At 55.9% G+C, this 15,661-nt stretch carries 16 protein-coding genes; 8 read left to right on the top strand and 8 right to left on the bottom strand.

Translation table 11 applies throughout. The annotated features are described in order from the left end of the window. Positions 1 to 263 precede the first annotated feature (263 nt). A complete protein-coding gene (zapB, locus tag L350_RS01330) occupies positions 264 to 503 on the bottom strand; it encodes a septal ring assembly protein ZapB (RefSeq protein ID WP_022649799.1) in 240 nt (79 codons plus the stop codon). A 400-nt stretch (positions 504 to 903) separates the two neighbouring features. Here zapB and L350_RS01335 point away from each other — a divergent pair, with 400 nt between their 5' ends. The 4 genes from L350_RS01335 to fpr all read left to right on the top strand — a co-directional run bounded on the left by L350_RS01335 (position 904) and on the right by fpr (position 5,247). After that, positions 904 to 1,749: an MIP/aquaporin family protein gene (locus tag L350_RS01335; RefSeq protein ID WP_022649800.1), complete on the top strand. Its 846-nt coding sequence runs from the start codon at positions 904 to 906 to the stop codon at positions 1,747 to 1,749. A gap of 21 nt (positions 1,750 to 1,770) precedes the next feature. Further along, the gene (gene glpK, locus L350_RS01340) at positions 1,771 to 3,279 is read left to right on the top strand and encodes a glycerol kinase GlpK (RefSeq protein WP_032626949.1); all 1,509 of its coding nucleotides are present in this window, start codon (positions 1,771 to 1,773) and stop codon (positions 3,277 to 3,279) included. Positions 3,280 to 3,393: 114 nt separating this feature from the next. Further along, on the top strand, positions 3,394 to 4,404 hold the full coding sequence (gene glpX / locus L350_RS01345) for a class II fructose-bisphosphatase (protein ID WP_023307187.1): 1,011 nt from the start codon (positions 3,394 to 3,396) through the stop codon (positions 4,402 to 4,404). Positions 4,405 to 4,500: 96 nt separating this feature from the next. Beyond that, positions 4,501 to 5,247 carry a ferredoxin--NADP(+) reductase gene (gene fpr / locus L350_RS01350; protein WP_022649803.1) on the top strand — a complete coding sequence of 249 codons (747 nt, stop codon included), beginning with the start codon at positions 4,501 to 4,503 and terminating at the stop codon, positions 5,245 to 5,247. Here the strand turns inward: fpr and L350_RS01355 are convergent, their stop codons facing one another. Then, complete coding sequence (locus L350_RS01355) at positions 5,248 to 5,667, bottom strand: DUF805 domain-containing protein (protein ID WP_022649804.1); 420 nt, start codon at positions 5,665 to 5,667, stop codon at positions 5,248 to 5,250. Positions 5,668 to 5,779: 112 nt separating this feature from the next. On the opposite strand from L350_RS01355, the gene L350_RS01360 reads away from it, so the two are divergent. Both L350_RS01360 and tpiA read left to right on the top strand, forming a co-directional pair. Further along, positions 5,780 to 6,376: a DUF1454 family protein gene (locus L350_RS01360; RefSeq protein WP_022649805.1), complete on the top strand. Its 597-nt coding sequence runs from the start codon at positions 5,780 to 5,782 to the stop codon at positions 6,374 to 6,376. 111 nt (positions 6,377 to 6,487) lie between these two features. After that, a complete protein-coding gene (gene tpiA / locus L350_RS01365) occupies positions 6,488 to 7,255 on the top strand; it encodes a triose-phosphate isomerase (RefSeq protein WP_003862019.1) in 768 nt (255 codons plus the stop codon). 47 nt (positions 7,256 to 7,302) lie between these two features. On the opposite strand, the gene L350_RS01370 is transcribed toward tpiA, so the two are convergent. The 6 genes from L350_RS01370 to cpxP all read right to left on the bottom strand — a co-directional run bounded on the left by L350_RS01370 (position 7,303) and on the right by cpxP (position 13,425). Beyond that, on the bottom strand, positions 7,303 to 8,607 hold the full coding sequence (locus tag L350_RS01370) for an SLC13 family permease (RefSeq protein ID WP_032103451.1): 1,305 nt from the start codon (positions 8,605 to 8,607) through the stop codon (positions 7,303 to 7,305). A 73-nt stretch (positions 8,608 to 8,680) separates the two neighbouring features. Continuing rightward, complete coding sequence (locus tag L350_RS01375; RefSeq protein ID WP_032626946.1) at positions 8,681 to 9,424, bottom strand: CDP-diacylglycerol diphosphatase; 744 nt, start codon at positions 9,422 to 9,424, stop codon at positions 8,681 to 8,683. A 111-nt stretch (positions 9,425 to 9,535) separates the two neighbouring features. Next, positions 9,536 to 10,525 (bottom strand): sulfate ABC transporter substrate-binding protein, encoded by a 990-nt coding sequence (locus L350_RS01380; protein WP_023298902.1) that lies wholly within the window; start codon positions 10,523 to 10,525, stop codon positions 9,536 to 9,538. Between the two features lie 208 nt (positions 10,526 to 10,733). Then, a complete protein-coding gene (gene pfkA, locus L350_RS01385) occupies positions 10,734 to 11,696 on the bottom strand; it encodes a 6-phosphofructokinase (RefSeq protein ID WP_003862009.1) in 963 nt (320 codons plus the stop codon). A gap of 184 nt (positions 11,697 to 11,880) precedes the next feature. After that, positions 11,881 to 12,765 carry a CDF family cation-efflux transporter FieF gene (gene fieF / locus L350_RS01390; RefSeq protein WP_023298903.1) on the bottom strand — a complete coding sequence of 295 codons (885 nt, stop codon included), beginning with the start codon at positions 12,763 to 12,765 and terminating at the stop codon, positions 11,881 to 11,883. 153 nt (positions 12,766 to 12,918) lie between these two features. Continuing rightward, positions 12,919 to 13,425, bottom strand: coding sequence for a cell-envelope stress modulator CpxP (cpxP, locus tag L350_RS01395; protein ID WP_023305089.1), 507 nt, complete (start codon positions 13,423 to 13,425; stop codon positions 12,919 to 12,921). Positions 13,426 to 13,575: 150 nt separating this feature from the next. On the opposite strand from cpxP, the gene cpxR reads away from it, so the two are divergent. Together cpxR and cpxA are read left to right on the top strand one after the other, a co-directional pair. Then, positions 13,576 to 14,274, top strand: coding sequence for an envelope stress response regulator transcription factor CpxR (cpxR, locus tag L350_RS01400; protein ID WP_003862004.1), 699 nt, complete (start codon positions 13,576 to 13,578; stop codon positions 14,272 to 14,274). Then, positions 14,271 to 15,644, top strand: coding sequence for an envelope stress sensor histidine kinase CpxA (cpxA, locus tag L350_RS01405; protein WP_022649811.1), 1,374 nt, complete (start codon positions 14,271 to 14,273; stop codon positions 15,642 to 15,644). The genes cpxR and cpxA overlap by 4 nt, the downstream gene beginning before the upstream one ends. Positions 15,645 to 15,661 lie beyond the last annotated feature (17 nt).

The raw sequence follows: 15,661 nt of genomic DNA, 5'->3' as shown, positions 1-15,661 counted from the left end.
GGTGGTGAACGGTGGAGCGGTTAGCTGCAGGGACCGCATAATGAAACGCTATTTATGTATCGCGTTCATTGTCGCCAGCGTACTCGTTGTAAAGAGCGATGAACCTGTTGGGTTTGTTGCTTTTGCTACGACAGCGCAGGACAAGTAGCGTTAAGGCCGCCTCAGGCGGCCTTTTTTATGGTTTGATATCGGTTAGCGAAAACCATAAAAAAGCCGGGTGGCGGCTTCGCCTTACCCGGCCTAATCAGTTAACCCCACCGGAATTAAACTTCTTCCATACGTCCCAGCAGTGCCTGCAGGCGATCCTGCCAGCCGTTCTGCTGTTCGCGCAGCTGGTTGTTTTCGCGCTCCAGTTCTTCACGGCTGTGCTGAGCATTCTGAACTTCCTGGGACAGGGAGTTGTTTTTCTCTTTCAGCTCTTCAATTTCCATCTGCAGCAGGGTGATGGTGTCGATCGCCTGCTGTACTTTCGATTCCAGTTTCTCAAACACTTCTAAAGACATGATGCTACCTCTCCTGAATTGCAAGGCGACGCTTTAACGTAAACGCGCACGACATATACCGTCGATTGTATGGAGCGCGGCGCTCTGTGTCCAGCGACACACCGCGCAGATCGCGGTTTGCAACACTTTTAGGTCTGGTCCTGGTGCGTTCGCGGTATATACCCCTAAATTGTTAACTCTTTAGTTAATGAAATGATTCAGCTCACATTATACCGTTGATGCAAAAACGCGCTTTATGGCGCGAAAACGCTCATTTTATTGACACAGACCACACATTTTGATTTCGATACTTCTCGTTTGTGCTCGTTAACGATAAATTAACACTATGTCTACAGGGCATCGTGGCTGTCACGGGCGGTCACGCAAACAATAAACATTACTCTTTTGCAGGATTCCGATTATGAGTCAGACATCAACCTTAAAAGGCCAGTGCATTGCCGAGTTCCTGGGTACCGGGTTGTTGATATTCTTCGGAGTAGGCTGTGTCGCTGCACTGAAAGTGGCAGGTGCCAGTTTTGGTCAGTGGGAAATCAGTATTATCTGGGGTTTGGGCGTGGCGATGGCCATCTACCTGACCGCAGGGGTTTCCGGCGCACATCTTAACCCGGCGGTGACCATCGCGTTGTGGCTATTCGCGTGCTTTGACGGACGCAAAGTTGTCCCTTTCATCATTTCACAATTTGCCGGCGCCTTTTGCGCAGCGGCGTTAGTTTACGGGCTTTATTACAATCTTTTCACCGACTTCGAACAGACGCATCATATGGTGCGTGGCAGTGTCGAAAGTCTGGATCTGGCAGGCATTTTCTCAACGTATCCGAATCCGCATATTAATTTTGTGCAGGCGTTCGCAGTTGAAATGGTGATTACCGCTATTCTGATGGGCGTCATTATGGCGCTGGGCGACGACGGAAACGGCATTCCGCGCGGCCCGCTGGCACCACTTTTGATTGGCCTTCTGATTGCGGTAATTGGCGCATCCATGGGTCCGCTGACCGGCTTTGCGATGAATCCGGCGCGTGACCTGGGTCCAAAAACCTTCGCCTTCTTTGCAGGATGGGGCGATGTCGCCTTTACCGGCGGCAAAGACATTCCTTACTTCCTGGTTCCGCTGTTCGGGCCAATCGTAGGGGCGGCGCTGGGCGCATTCGGCTATCGCAAATTAATTGGTCGCCACTTACCGTGCGACACCTGTGTGGAAGAGGAAAAAGAGTCGACTTCCACCACACAACAAAAAGCTTCGCTGTAATCTGACTACGGGACACATACCATGACCGAAAAAAAATATATCGTTGCGCTCGACCAGGGCACTACCAGCTCCCGCGCTGTCGTAATGGATCATGACGCGAACATTGTCAGCGTGTCTCAACGCGAATTTGAGCAAATCTATCCGCGTCCAGGCTGGGTTGAACACGACCCGATGGAGATCTGGGCATCACAAAGCTCCACGCTGGTGGAAGTGCTGGCGAAAGCCGACATCAGTTCTGACGAGATTGCCGCTATCGGTATCACCAACCAGCGTGAAACCACCGTTGTCTGGGAGCGCGAAACCGGTAAGCCCATCTACAACGCCATTGTCTGGCAGTGCCGCCGCACCTCAGAGATCTGCGAAAAACTGAAGCGCGACGGAATGGAAGAGTACGTGCGCAGTACAACCGGTCTGGTCATTGACCCGTATTTCTCCGGCACCAAAGTGAAGTGGATCCTCGATCACGTGGAAGGTTCACGCGAACGTGCACGACGCGGCGAGCTGCTGTTTGGCACCGTCGATACCTGGCTTATCTGGAAGATGACTCAGGGACGCGTTCACGTCACCGACTACACCAACGCCTCGCGCACCATGCTGTTCAACATCAACACTCTGGAGTGGGATGACAAGATGCTGGACGCGCTGGACATTCCGCGTGCGATGCTGCCAGACGTGCGCAAATCTTCAGAAGTTTACGGCCAGACCAACATCGGCGGTAAAGGCGGCACCCGTATTCCTATCGCCGGTATTGCCGGTGACCAGCAGGCGGCGCTGTTCGGCCAGCTGTGCGTCAAGGAAGGGTTGGCGAAGAACACTTACGGCACCGGCTGCTTTATGCTCATGAACACCGGCGAGAAAGCGGTGAAATCAGAAAACGGTCTGCTGACCACCATCGCCTGCGGCCCACGCGGTGAAGTGAACTATGCCCTGGAAGGGGCGGTATTCATGGCGGGTGCCTCCATTCAGTGGCTGCGCGACGAGATGAAGCTGATCAGCGATGCGTTTGACTCCGAATACTTCGCGACCAAAGTGAAAGACACCAACGGCGTATACGTGGTGCCAGCGTTTACCGGTCTAGGCGCACCGTACTGGGATCCGTACGCCCGCGGCGCGATTTTCGGCCTGACGCGCGGTGTGAACTCAAACCACATTATTCGTGCGACCCTGGAATCTATCGCCTACCAGACGCGCGACGTGCTGGAAGCGATGCAGGCGGACTCCGGCATTCGTCTGCACGCCCTGCGCGTGGACGGCGGTGCGGTAGCCAACAACTTCCTGATGCAGTTCCAGTCCGACATTCTGGGTACCCGCGTTGAACGTCCTGAGGTGCGAGAAGTAACGGCGCTGGGCGCGGCGTATCTGGCAGGTCTGGCGGTTGGCTTCTGGCAAAACCTTGACGAGCTTCAGGAAAAAGCGGTGATCGAACGCGAATTCCGTCCAGGCATCGAAACCACCGAGCGCAACTACCGCTACAGCGGCTGGAAGAAAGCGGTGAAACGTGCCCTGGCATGGGAAGAGCACGACGAGTAAGACAGACTCACCCCTCACCCTAACCCTCTCCCCAAAGGGGCGAGGGGACTTAAAACACCCCTCCCCACTCTGTGATAAACTTCGTGCAATTCCTTTTGATTGTACGAGTACCTCATGAAACGTGAACTTGCTATCGAGTTTTCCCGCGTCACCGAAGCTGCCGCCCTCGCAGGCTACAAGTGGCTGGGCCGTGGCGACAAAAATACCGCAGACGGCGCAGCCGTCCACGCCATGCGCATTGTGCTTAATCAGGTCAATATCGATGGCACTATCGTCATTGGCGAAGGCGAAATCGACGAAGCCCCGATGCTCTACATCGGTGAAAAAGTCGGGACGGGCAAAGGCGATGCGGTGGATATCGCGGTCGACCCGATCGAAGGCACGCGCATGACGGCGATGGGCCAGGCCAACGCGCTGGCGGTGCTGGCAGTGGGCGATAAGGGCTGCTTCCTCAACGCGCCAGATATGTACATGGAAAAGCTGATTGTCGGTCCTGGTGCTAAAGGCGCTATCGACCTTAGCCTGCCGCTGGATGCCAACCTGCGCAATATCGCAGCGGCGCTGGGTAAACCGCTCAACGAACTCACCGTGACCATCCTGGCGAAACCGCGCCACGACGCCACCATCGCTTATCTGCAAGCACTCGGCGTGCGCGTATTTGCCATTCCTGATGGCGACGTTGCCGCCTCTATTCTGACCTGCATGCCGGACAGCGAGGTCGACGTGCTTTACGGCATCGGCGGCGCGCCGGAAGGTGTGGTCTCTGCGGCAGTGATCCGCGCGCTGGACGGCGATATGCAGGCGCGTCTGCTGCCACGCCATGAGGTCAAAGGCGACAGCGACGAGAACCTTCGCATTGGTGAAGACGAACTGGCGCGCTGTGCGGCGATGGGCATCGAGGCCAATAAAGTGCTCGCGCTGAACGAGATGGCTCGCAGCGATAACGTGGTCTTCTCCGCAACCGGCATCACCAAAGGCGATCTGCTGGATGGCATCACCCGCAAGGGAAACATGGCCACCACTGAAACCCTGCTGATCCGCGGCAAATCCCGCACCATTCGCCGCATTCAGTCCATTCATTATCTCGACCGCAAAGACCCGGACGTACAGACGCACATTCTGTAAAACCGTTTGATCGATAGAGCTTTCCGGCCCGAATGGGCTGGAAATGTTTCCCACAAGTACGGAAGATAGAAGAGAGAAACAGCACAGGAGAAGATCATGGCGGACTGGGTAACAGGTAAAGTCACAAAGGTACAGTTCTGGACCGATGCGCTATTTAGCCTCACGCTGCACGCGCCCGTTCATCCGTTTACCGCCGGGCAGTTTGCCAAGCTCGGGCTGGATATCGACGGTGAACGCGTACAGCGCGCCTACTCTTACGTTAACGCGCCTGATAACCCGGATCTCGAGTTCTACCTGGTCACCGTTCCGGACGGTAAGCTCAGCCCGCGCCTCGCCGCGCTGAAGCCGGGCGATGAGGTGCAGATTGTCTCCGACGCGGCGGGGTTCTTCGTGCTGGATGAAATCCCCGACTGTGACACGCTCTGGATGCTGGCGACCGGCACGGCCATCGGCCCGTATCTCTCTATCCTGGAGTACGGCAAAGATCTGGAGCGCTTTAAGAATATCGTGCTGGTCCACGCCGCGCGCTACGCCGCAGACCTGAGCTATTTGCCGCAGATGCAGGCGCTGGAACAGCGATATGGCGGGAAGTTAAAAATTCAGACGGTGGTCAGCCGCGAAACCGCAGCTGGCTCGTTAACCGGCCGCGTTCCGGCGTTGATTGAAAGCGGCGCGCTGGAAGAGGCGGTGGGTTTACCGATGAATACCGAAACCAGCCATGTGATGCTGTGCGGTAATCCGCAGATGGTGCGCGATACGCAGCAACTGCTGAAGGATACCCGGCAGATGACGAAACACCTTCGCCGCCGACCGGGCCATATGACCGCCGAACACTACTGGTGATCAGCGGTACTTCACCTCAAGGGTATCTTTTCCGTATTTGTTCTCGCTCTGGGTGCCGATAAACGCGCCCAGTTCGACAACCATCATCACAAAGATAACCGTCGGCAGCAGTCTGCCCACCACCCACGGGAGGATGGAGGGCAGCATTGACCAGTTCCCCGCCACCAGCATCCACGCCAGAATAATCAGAAAAGCCCAAGCGCCGGAGCGACCGCGATCGTGCAGACGTTTCACCACCACGGCGGCGGTTGGCCACAGTAAACAGACCAGCGCAAAAGCCGCAGTTTGCGTGCTCAGCCAGGCGTTATAGGCGACAAAAAACAGAAGCAGCATGGCGACAACCCACGCTGCCATCCAGATCCAGAAGTCACGGCGTCCAATACGCCCTTTGAATGAAAACAACCACTGCTGTATGGTCATGTAAGGTTCCTTATTATTGTTTAGCCCGCATTTTACCCTGGAGTTGTGACCTTTTGACAAGCCGACCAGATATCGTTTTAATCATGGGCAATAACGGCCAGGGGCAATGTTGATGAAAAGTTCGGCACACTCTCTTTATTTGTGTTTAGCGATGCTGAGCGCCAGTTTTTCTCTGCACGCCGCGGAACCGGCTTCCCCGGTCACCGCCCCCTACCTTCTGGCGGGCGCCCCCTCTTTCGATCAATCTATCAGCCAGTTCCGCGAAGCCTTCAATAAAGAAAACCCCTCGCTTGCGCTGGGGGAGTTCCGTGCGATTGACGGTGCCCGCGATACGCCAACCCTGACCCGCGCTGCCAGCAAAATTAACGAGAATCTATATGCTTCCACTGCCCTTGAGCGCGGAACGTTAAAAATCAAAAGCATGCAGATCACCTGGCTGCCGATTCAGGGCCCAGAGCAGAAAGCGGCGAAAGCGAAAGCGCTGGAGTATATGAGCGCTATTCTGCGCGCCTTTACCCCCACCTTCACGAAAGCGCAAAGCCAGCAAAAGCTGCAAAAACTGCTTACCGCCGGGAAAAACAAACGCTATTACGCCGATACGGAAGGTGCCGTTCGCTATGTCGTCGCAGATAACGGCGAAAAGGGGCTGACCTTCGCGGTTGAACCGATTAAGCTGGCCCTATCAGACGCACTCGAGGGGGCGAATTAATGACAAAAAGCAAAGCCTTTCGAGGGAAAATCTCTATACTGATTCACAGACCATGCTGCCCTTAAGGGCGGCCATATTCCTTAATTCGCTTATTGAGCGTGGAGAATTGAAATGCGACATCCTTTAGTGATGGGTAACTGGAAACTGAACGGCAGCCGCCACATGGTAAACGAACTGGTTGCTAACCTGCGTAAAGAGCTGGCTGGCGTGACCGGCTGCGCGGTTGCTATCGCTCCGCCGGATATGTACCTGGATCTGGCTAAACGTGCCGCTGACGGCAGCCACATCATTCTGGGCGCGCAGAACGTTGACGTTAACCTGTCTGGCGCGTTTACCGGTGAAACCTCCGCTGAAATGCTGAAAGACATCGGCGCGAAATACATCATCATCGGCCACTCTGAGCGTCGCACCTACCACAAAGAATCTGACGAGTTCATCGCGAAGAAATTCGCTGTGCTGAAAGAGCAGGGTCTGATCCCGGTTCTGTGCATCGGTGAAACCGAAGCAGAAAACGAAGCGGGTAAAACCGAAGAAGTGTGCGCACGTCAGATCGACGCTGTGCTGAAAACCCAGGGCGCGGCAGCGTTCGAAGGCGCGGTTATCGCTTACGAGCCAGTCTGGGCGATCGGTACCGGCAAATCTGCAACTCCAGCGCAGGCACAGGCGGTGCACAAGTTCATCCGTGACCACATTGCAAAAGCAGACGCGAAAGTGGCTGAGCAGGTCATCATCCAGTACGGCGGTTCCGTTAACGCATCAAACGCAGCTGAGCTGTTCACCCAGCCAGACATCGATGGCGCGCTGGTTGGCGGCGCATCCCTGAAAGCAGACGCTTTCGCGGTGATCGTTAAAGCGGCAGAAGCGGCTAAGCAGGCGTAATTGCCTTTGGGGCGGGTGGCGCTTCGCTAACCCGCCCTACAAAACCACTACAAACGTCCTAATACGCTAAACCACAAATAATCCAGCGGCAGCAGTACCAGATACGTCGCAATCGCCAGCGCCAGGCAGAGCAGCATCCCCGCCTTCGCAGGCACTTTCCCTAAGCCCATCGCCACCACAATCGGCGACGCCTGATACGGCAGCAGCGGCGTGGAATACCCCAGCACCTGAATCATGATCACCGACAGCAGCGGGAAGCCGGTCGCGTCGGAGAAGCTCTGCGCCAGCGTGGTGTACAGCGCCGGAACGCCATTGGCGGTCATAATGAAGTTGAGCGCCGTGGTGATCCCCGTCAGCGCCAGGAAGCTGGTAAACGGGCGATCTGCATCCAGCGGCATGATATGGAGCAACGCCTCGCCTACGGCCGCACCGATACCGGTCTGCGTCACCGTAATGGCCAGCCCGAGTATACCCGCGACGTAAATACAGGTGCGCATATTCACCCCCGCCGAGAACTCCTCGCCGGTGATAAATCCGATGCGCGGCAGCATAACGATGACCGAGGCCGCCAGCCCTGTCCACGCTGGGCCCACGCCGTGCCAGCTCTCCGTTACCCACATCGTCAACACCACCGCCAGCAGCCAGGCGAGTCGTTTTTCGTCACGCCCCATCGGTTCCGATGGCGCGAGATCCTTCGCCGGTTTCGGGTTGCCGGGGAACAGCCAGCAGATCAGGCCAATCAGAATCAGGCCTTTGAGAATACCCAGCACCGGCGTGTGCAGCAGCAGATACGGGACATAGTTGAGGTGGATGCCGTATGAGCCCTCCGCCGCGCCGCTCATCACAAGGTTTGGCACGTTAGCGGGCAAAATAGTGGCCGAGAGCTGGAAGGTGCCAAACCCGACCGCCAGCGCCAGGCCAAACCAGGCCCGCGAGCCATCAGGAATGCCGGCCCGCTTCGCCATCGCGGCGACAATCGGCATCAGCAGCGCAATACGTCCCATGTTCGACGGCATCACGAATGCCAGGGCATAGCTCAGCAGCACAACGCTTGCCACCATCAGCACCCAGGAGTCGGTAAGCTTTGCCGACAGCGCCCGGGCGGCCCTGTCCGCCAGGCCGGTTTTCCGAATCGCCACGCCCAGCACAAAGCCGCTGAACACCAGCCAGAAGGCAGACGAGGCGAAGCCGCCAAAGATCACTTCCGGCGGGGCGATTCTGGCGGTCATCGCCGCCGTAAAGAACAGCAGCGCGGTGATAAATTCCGGCAACAGCGACGTCGCCCACAGCACGATGGTGACGCCGACGATCAGCGAGGGAAGCAGCAGAGGATGCGTTAACCAGAGCGACATACCTGTCTCCTGTAGAATTTTTCAGCAAGTCTACGGCGACAGGCAGGGCGAGTAAACGCTATTTATGGTGGGGTCACTTCAGGATATCGCATTGATGATCCTGCAATTCCTCAGCCGACGCACGGTTAAAGGTCAGCAGGTTACGCTCCGTCGCCAGCAGTACAAACGAGCCGTCCGACTGCTGCGCCATCGCCAGCGCGAAGCGTCCCATATGGTCGCGCGCTTCCGGCAGCTCTTCCGCCAGCATCATAAACGGGCTGCGCTGCACCAGTTCGTTCTCCGTCACCCGACGGGCAAGGTACTCATGCCCTTCCAGCCCGCCCGGAAGCGGTAGCCACTGGGTGCTGATTTGCCCCTGCGCCGCGTTCAGCTTCTCGCGCACGTCCGGGCGCAGGCAGGAGATGTGGATATGAAAATGGTTCTGCGTGCGTCCGGTCGGGGAGTTGATGGTCAGCGAAATAGCGCTGTCAGGCACGTCGGCTCCCCGTTTCATGCTCATAAAATGACGAGACTGCCATGCCAGCCAGAAGAAATTCGGCGTCTGAGGCTCAGTCAGCAGCGGGCTTTCGGTGCCGTTAATACGGTACGTGGGCATCAGGAGGTATTGCAGCGGCCCGTTGCGGTCTTTGAACACCACGTAGCCAGCATCTGGCTTCACCTGCGCACACGGTGCCGGGTTACGGTTATGCAGCTGGTTGGGCACACACTGGTCGAGAACGATATGACGCAACGCATTCGGATTACCCGCTTTCATCCAGTACACGCCGCCTGCGGCAAGGGCGATAACGATCAGAATCAGTAAGATAATTTTTTTCACAACGCGTTCCCTGTTTTCAGTAAAGGCAAAAGAGTAACGCAAAATGATGACCAAATAAAAAACCCGGTGGATTTCTCACACCGGGTTATCGTGTCGTTCTTTGTAAAACGCTTAGCGCTTGCTGATCTGGTCGAAGGTGCCGCCGTTAGAGAAGTGCTCTTTTTGCGCTTTGGTCCAGCCGCCAAAAACATCATCGATAGTGAACAGCTTCAGTTTCGGGAAGGCGTTTTCGTATTTCTTCGCGACGGCCTCATCGCGCGGGCGGTAGAAGTTTTTCGCCGCAATTTCCTGCCCTTCCGGTGAGTAAAGATACTTCAGGTAGGCTTCCGCCACCGCTTTGGTCCCTTTCTTATCAACAACCTTATCGACTACGGAGACGGTCGGTTCAGCGAGGATGGATTCGCTCGGGGTCACGATCTCGAATTTGTCTTTACCCAGCTCGTTGGTCGCCAGCAGGGCTTCGTTTTCCCAGGCAATCAGCACGTCGCCGATGCCGCGCTCGACGAAGGTGTTAGTTGCGCCGCGCGCGCCGGAGTCCAGCACTTCGACATTTTTAAACAGCGCTTTCACGAATTCCTGCGCTTTAGCCTGGTCACCGTTGTTGTGGTGCAGGGCGTAGCCCCAGGCCGCCAGGTAGTTCCAGCGTGCGCCGCCGGAGCTTTTCGGGTTCGGCGTGATGACAGACACGCCCGGCTTAATCAGGTCGTTCCAGTCTTTAATCTGTTTCGGGTTGCCTTTGCGCACCAGGAAGACAATGGTCGAGGTGTATGGCGCAGAGTTGTCCGGCAGGCGCTTGATCCAGTTTTTGTCGATACGGCCACGCTCCGCGATCGCGTCTACGTCATAAGCCAGCGCCAGGGTAACCACATCGGCTTCAATGCCGTTGATCACCGATGTCGCCTGCTTACCTGAACCGCCGTGAGACTGGCGAACCACCACGTTATCGCCGGTTTCCTGTTTCCAGTGCGCCGCAAAAGCTTTGTTGTACTGGTCGTACAGTTCACGCGTCGGATCGTACGACACGTTCAGTAACTGAATGTCCTTTGCCAGAACGCTGGTCGATGCCAGCAATAATGTTAACCCCACGCCCCATTTATTCATCGCCCGGCTCTCTTGTTTAGTGTTTTGATGAATGCAGCGTGCCAGAAAGCTAACCGATGATTAAAGAATAAAAAAAGATTGGCTATAACGTGGAGGAATAAAAAAAGGATGGGCACAAAAAAGCCAGGTGGCGGCTACGCCTTACCCGGCCTACGATCCGTGCTTTTGTAGGCCCGGTAAGCGCAGCGCCACCGGGCAACAGAGCCGATCAGTACAGTTTTTTCGCGCAGTCCAGCCAGTCACCTTTGAAGGGACGCTTCATGTTTTCAATGGCGTCGATGATGTCATGGTGAACCAGTTTCTCGTTCTGAATACCGACGCAGCGGCCGCCGTGGCCCTGTAGCAGCAGCTCGATCGCGTACGCACCCATGCGGGACGCCAGGATACGGTCGTACGGGCCTGGGGAACCGCCACGCTGAATGTGACCCAGGACGGTCGCGCGGGTTTCGCGTTTGGTTTCGGTTTCGATGTACTTCGCCAGCTCGTCAACGTCACAGATGTGCTCGGTGATAGCAACGATGGCGTGTTTCTTACCTTTCGCGATGCCGGCTTTGATCTCTGCGACCAGATCTTCACGGCTGAACTCTACTTCCGGAACTACCACGAACTCACAGCCACCGGCAATGGCCGCCGCCAGGGTCAGGTCACCACAGTAACGGCCCATCACTTCAACAATGGAAATACGCTGGTGAGAGGAAGAGGTGTCACGCAGGCGGTCAATCGCTTCCACAACGGTACCCAGCGCAGTGAAGTAACCGATGGTGTAGTCAGTGCCTTTGATGTCGTTGTCGATAGTGCCAGGCAGGCCGATGCACGGGAAGCCCATTTCAGTCAGACGTTTTGCACCCATGTACGAGCCGTCGCCGCCGATAACCACCAGCGCATCCAGACCCCGTTTTTTCATGTTTTCGATAGCCACTTCACGGATGTGTTCGTCACGGAATTCCGGGAAGCGCGCGGAACCGAGGAAAGTACCGCCACGGTTGATCATGTCAGACACGCTGTAGCGGTCGAGCTGAACCATGCGGTCTTCATACAGACCCAGGTAACCGTCATAGATACCAAAAACTTCCAGACCTTCCGTCAGCGCTGCACGGACAACCCCACGGATTGCCGCGTTCATGCCCGGCGCATCACCGCCGCTTGTCAACACACCGATTTTCTTAATCATGACTACCTCTGAACTTAGGAATGCAAAATTGAAATCTGCTGCCGGAAGAAACTGTTCAACCGTCGAATACTGCAAATAGTATATCAATCCCTTCCAGCTGAATTGATTCAGGTCAGGCCATATGGTGGTAATTTATCCACAAAATGCTGGTCTGGCTCACTTTTTTACAACGAATTACGAAAGCTCAAAACGCCCTGGGGACGACAGAGCACGGATCCTGGTGAATAATGACGTCTGACCCAGGGAAACGCTGCAAAATCGCCTGCTCCACCTGTTCAGCGACCATATGCGCCTGAACCAGTGGCAGGTTGTCTTCCATTTCCAAATGAATCTGAATAAAGCGGGTCGGCCCTGACTGCCGCGTACGAAGATCGTGAGCACCACTGACGCCAGGCCAGTGGGTCACGATGGCATAAATTTCATCACGTTCTGCATCCGGAAGCGCACGGTCAAGAAGCGACTGTACCGCGTCATACCCCATCCGCAACGCGCTGTATAAAATATAGATCCCTATCCCTAACGCAAACAACGCATCGGCACGATGCCAGCCATACCAGGCCAGACCGAGCGCAATAAGAATAGCCCCATTCATCATAACATCAGACTGATAATGAAGCATATCGGCCCGTACAGCCTGGCTTTGTGTTTTGCGTACAACCCAGCGCTGGAACGTTACAAGAACAAGTGTGCTTATAAGTGCAACTACGGTTACGACCACACCAACGCCCGGATCGTTCATCGGAGAAGGCGAAATAAGATGCTGAATGCCGGTCAAAAACAGGAAAAGCGCGGAGCCCGAAATAAACATACTTTGTGCCAGCGCGGCCAGCGATTCCGCTTTGCCGTGGCCAAAGGTATGCTCTTCATCCGCCGGTTGCAGCGAATAGCGCACCACCAGCAGGTTGGTCAGCGAGGCGGCAATATCCACCAGTGAATCCACCAGCGCCGCCAGAATACTAACCGACCCGGTGTACCACCACGCGAAAATTTTAATGATCAGCAAACACGACGCCGTCACCGTCGCGGCTATTGCGGCCCGGCTTACCAGCCGTCCATAGGATTGATTCATAAACACTCCTGTCATGCCATGGCGCTAGTATAACGGATGGCGGTGGAGTGAAAGGATGAATAAAGCGTTAACAACACTGAACGATGGGCAAAAAAAACCCCCACATCATGTGGGGGAAGACAGGGATGGTGTCTATGGCAAGGAAAACAGGGTTTACTGGTTACTACGGGTACTGCTATTGCTACTGAAAAGCGTCATATCTGAGCTTCGCTGCATCCGTGCAACCTCACGCAACTGGTTCATACGTTGCTGATGTTTGGTATTCAAAACCGCTTGCTGCTCGGGCGTTAGCAGGTGGAACATCTGGTTGCGAACCTTCGCCATTTCTACCTGGCGGGCAACCTGTTCCTGCGCCATTTTTTCTGCCTGAGCGCGTACAGCGCTTTCGTCAAAATTTTCTGCGGTGACAAGGCGATGCATTGTCTCCATTTCGCTAACATTAACAGGGGGCTGGTCGTGTCGTGCCCTCTGCATCAGATCTCGCATCTGTTGACGCTGATGTTCGGTTAAACTTATGCCGTCAAACATATGGCTTTGGCTGCTGTGCTGCGTTGCGCCCTCTGCTGAGGAACCGTTATCGCTGTTGATAGCTACAGCAGCCTGGCTAAACGCACAGAAGGCCAGCGTTGAGGCCATGACGGCAGCGGTAACTTTGCGCATCACTTGCTCCCAAAATCTTTCGTGTCGCGATTCAACGAGAGACAGTCTACGATTCAGGCTGCAAACATGCGTCAGGGGGTGTAAAACAACGTAAAGTCATGGATTAGATAGCCTTGATGTCGTAATTTCTGCCTCGGAGGTATTTAAACAATGAATAAAATCCTGTTAGTTGATGATGACCGAGAGCTCACATCTCTTTTAAAGGAGTTGCTCGACATGGAAGGTTTCAACGTCCTGGTTGCCCACGATGGGGAACAGGCGCTGAGTCTCCTTGACGACAGCATCGATTTACTTTTGCTCGACGTCATGATGCCGAAGAAAAACGGTATTGATACGTTGAAAGAGCTTCGCCAGACACACCAGACCCCCGTCATTATGCTGACCGCGCGCGGCAGCGAGCTTGACCGCGTACTCGGCCTTGAGCTGGGTGCGGATGACTATTTACCTAAGCCGTTCAACGACCGTGAACTGGTGGCCCGTATTCGCGCGATCCTGCGCCGCTCTCACTGGAGCGAGCAGCAGCAGAATACCGACAACAGCTCACCTACGCTGGAAGTGGACTCCCTGAGCCTGAACCCGGGCCGCCAGGAAGCGAGCTTCGACGGTGAAACGCTGGAGCTAACCGGCACCGAGTTCACCCTGCTGTATCTGCTGGCGCAGCATCTCGGCCAGGTGGTGTCGCGTGAACACTTGAGCCAGGAAGTGCTAGGCAAACGCCTCACCCCGTTTGACCGCGCCATCGATATGCATATCTCGAACCTGCGCCGTAAGCTGCCAGAACGTAAAGACGGTCACCCCTGGTTTAAAACCCTGCGTGGTCGCGGTTATCTGATGGTTTCCGCTTCATGATAGGCAGCTTAACCGCCCGCATCTTCGCCATCTTCTGGCTGACGCTGGCACTGGTTTTAATGCTCGTTTTGATGTTGCCAAAACTCGACTCACGCCAGATGACGGAGCTGCTCGACAGCGAGCAACGTCAGGGCGTGATGATCGAGCAGCACGTGGAAGCGGAGCTGGCAAACGATCCGCCGAACGATTTAATGTGGTGGCGCAGGCTGTTTCGCGCTATCGACAAGTGGGCGCCCCCCGGACAACGTCTTTTACTGGTCACCAGTGAAGGCCGCGTGATTGGGGCCGATCGCAATGAAATGCAGATTATCCGCAACTTTATTGGCCAGGCGGATAACGCCGATCACCCACAGAAAAAGAAATATGGTCGGGTAGAAATGGTGGGCCCTTTCTCGGTGCGGGATGGGGAAGATAACTACCAGCTCTACCTGATTCGCCCCGCGAGCAGTTCCCAGTCCGACTTCATCAACCTGCTATTTGACCGTCCGCTGTTGCTGTTGATTGTCACCATGCTGGTTAGTTCCCCGCTGCTGTTATGGCTGGCGTGGAGCCTGGCGAAACCGGCGCGTAAGCTGAAAAACGCGGCGGACGAAGTGGCGCAGGGCAACCTGAGGCAGCATCCGGAGCTGGAATCCGGGCCGCAGGAGTTCCTGGCCGCCGGAACCAGTTTTAACCAGATGGTGAGCGCGCTTGATCGAATGATGACGGCCCAGCAACGTCTGCTGTCGGATATCTCCCACGAGCTGCGAACGCCGCTCACGCGTTTACAGTTGGGTACCGCCCTGCTGCGCCGTCGCAGCGGTGAGAGCAAAGAGCTGGAGCGTATTGAGACGGAAGCGCATCGCCTGGACAGCATGATCAACGATCTGCTGGTGATGTCGCGCAATCAGCAGAAAAACGCGCTGGTGAGCGAAACGGTGAAAGCCAATCACCTCTGGCATGAGGTGCTGGACAACGCGGCCTTCGAAGCGGAACAGATGGGCAAATCCTTCACCGTCAATTTCCCGCCGGGTCCGTGGCCGCTGTACGGTAACCCCAACACGCTGGAAAGCGCGCTGGAGAATATCGTGCGTAACGCCCTGCGCTACTCGCACACGAAGATTGAAGTGGCGTTTTCGGTGGATAAAGACGGGATCACTATCATCGTGGACGACGACGGCCCAGGCGTCAGCCCGGAAGATCGCGAGCAGATTTTCCGTCCGTTCTACCGTACCGACGAGGCGCGCGACCGTGAATCTGGCGGTACGGGGCTGGGTCTGGCGATTGTTGAAACCGCCATGCAGCAGCACCGTGGCTGGGTGAAAGCCGATGACAGCCCGCTGGGCGGTCTGCGGTTAACGCTGTGGCTGCCGCTGTATAAGCGTTCGTAATCCCCTCACCCTAACCC

The organism is Enterobacter sp. MGH 4 (assembly GCF_000534735.1).
Lineage (GTDB): Bacteria > Pseudomonadota > Gammaproteobacteria > Enterobacterales > Enterobacteriaceae > Enterobacter > Enterobacter intestinihominis.
Note: the sequence above shows the minus strand (reverse complement) of the source record. Positions and strands in the feature narration are given on the sequence as shown.